Consider the following 1,591-nt stretch of genomic DNA (forward strand, 5'->3'; position numbering starts at 1 on the left):
GGGCGGCTTGCTGCGCGGTCCGCGTCTCCGCCCGGAACACCAGCACCGTCACCGCCGTCGCGACGACGAGCACGGCGAGGAGAGTCAGCGCGAGCCCGGCCACCAGGCGGCTGTACGCCAGGTCCAGCGGACGGCAGAGCGGGTTGTGGTCCCGTCCCGCGGCCCGGCGGACGTGCCGGCGCAGGGTCGTGTGCGAGGCCGGGTGCGGGTGCGCGGTGGCTGTGGCGGACATGGCGCGCCTCCTCGGTGCCAAGGTCCCTGCGGGCCGTACGGCCAGTGTTGCGCCGCCGCGACCGCGGCCCCAGGGTCGGACGGACTCGGGACCCGGGACCGTCCGGCCCCTGCCGCGTGCGGCCTCCGGTGGTGCCATAGAGATACGGACGGCTGGCCGTGCCCCGGCCCGAACCCCCAGGGAGGACAGGATGAAAGCCGCCGTGGGAGACCGCATCATCGTCCAGGCCACCCGGCCGGGCGCTGCGCGCAGGGACGGCGAGGTCGTCGGTCTGCACCACCCGGACGGCAGCCCGCCGTGGGACGTGCGCTGGTCCGACAATGACCGGGTGACCGAGTACTTCCCCGGCCCGGACGCCCGGATCCACCACTACCGTCACGAGGACGCCCGCCCGCCCCTCCCGGCCCATCCGCACCTGTTCGCCGACTGACGGACCACTGCATTGACCATCACCACCCACGCCCTGGCCCGCGGGCTGACCACCGCCGAGGCCGCGCGGCTGCTCGCCGCGCACGGCCCGAACCAGGTCGCCGCCGACCACCGGGTGCCGCTGTGGGCCCGGATCGCCGCCCAGCTGCGCGATCCACTGATCACCGTGCTACTCGCCGCAGTCGCGCTGACGCTGGCCATCGGCGACCATCCGGACGCGGTGGTCATCGGGCTGGTGGTCGTGGTCAACACGACGGTGGGCGTCGTCCAGGAAGTCCGAGCAGACGGCGCCGTCGCGGCGCTGTCCCGGCTCACCTCGCCCAAGGCGCGCGTGCTGCGGGACGGTACCCAGCGGAAGGTGCCCGCCGCCGAGGTGGTGCCAGGGGACGTGGTGGCCCTCGCCGAGGGGGACATCGTCCCGGCGGACGCCCGGCTGGTCGATTCCGTGGCCCTGCTGGTCGACGAGTCGATGCTCACCGGCGAGTCCGTCCCGGCGGCCAAGGACGCGCGGGCCGGGCCGACGGCGGACCGCGTCGTGTCCGCGGGCACGGTCGTGCTGCGGGGCCGAGCCATCGCCGTGGTCACCGCCACGGGTGCCGACAGCGCGCTCGGCCGGATCGCCGCGCTGCTGCGCCCCCGCCCCGAGCCCACGCCGCTCCAACAGCGGCTCGCCGGTCTCGGGCGGGTGCTGGCCGTCGTGGCCGTCGGGCTGTGCGCGCTGGTCTTCATCCTCGGCCTGCTCCGCCACCAGCCACCCGGCGAGATGGGGGTGACGGCGATCAGCCTGGCGGTCGCCGCCGTGCCGGAGTCGCTGCCGACCGTCGTCACGCTCGCACTCGCCCTGGGCGCGCGCCGGATGGCGGCCCGCCACGCCGTCGTGCGGCGGCTGCCGGCCGTCGAGACGCTCGGCTCGGTCACCGTACTGGCCAC

Annotated in this window: 2 protein-coding genes and 1 pseudogene; 2 read left to right on the plus strand and 1 reads right to left on the minus strand. The window is 75.8% G+C overall.

Features of this window, described 5'->3' with window-relative positions:
• A pseudogene (locus tag ACFQ87_RS46240) lies at positions 1-232 on the minus strand (hypothetical protein); the annotation flags it as partial.
• A gap of 190 nt (positions 233-422) precedes the next feature.
• Between ACFQ87_RS46240 and ACFQ87_RS46245 the strand changes: the two are divergent.
• Entirely contained in the window at positions 423-662 is a 240-nt protein-coding gene (locus ACFQ87_RS46245; RefSeq protein WP_380617049.1) for a DUF1918 domain-containing protein, read from the plus strand.
• A gap of 12 nt (positions 663-674) precedes the next feature.
• Positions 675-1,591, plus strand: a 917-nt coding sequence (locus tag ACFQ87_RS46250) for an HAD-IC family P-type ATPase (protein WP_380617050.1), incomplete at its 3' end; no start/stop codon positions are given.

This window comes from Kitasatospora sp. NPDC056531 (genome assembly GCF_042794375.1).
Classification (GTDB): Bacteria; Actinomycetota; Actinomycetes; order Streptomycetales; family Streptomycetaceae; genus Kitasatospora.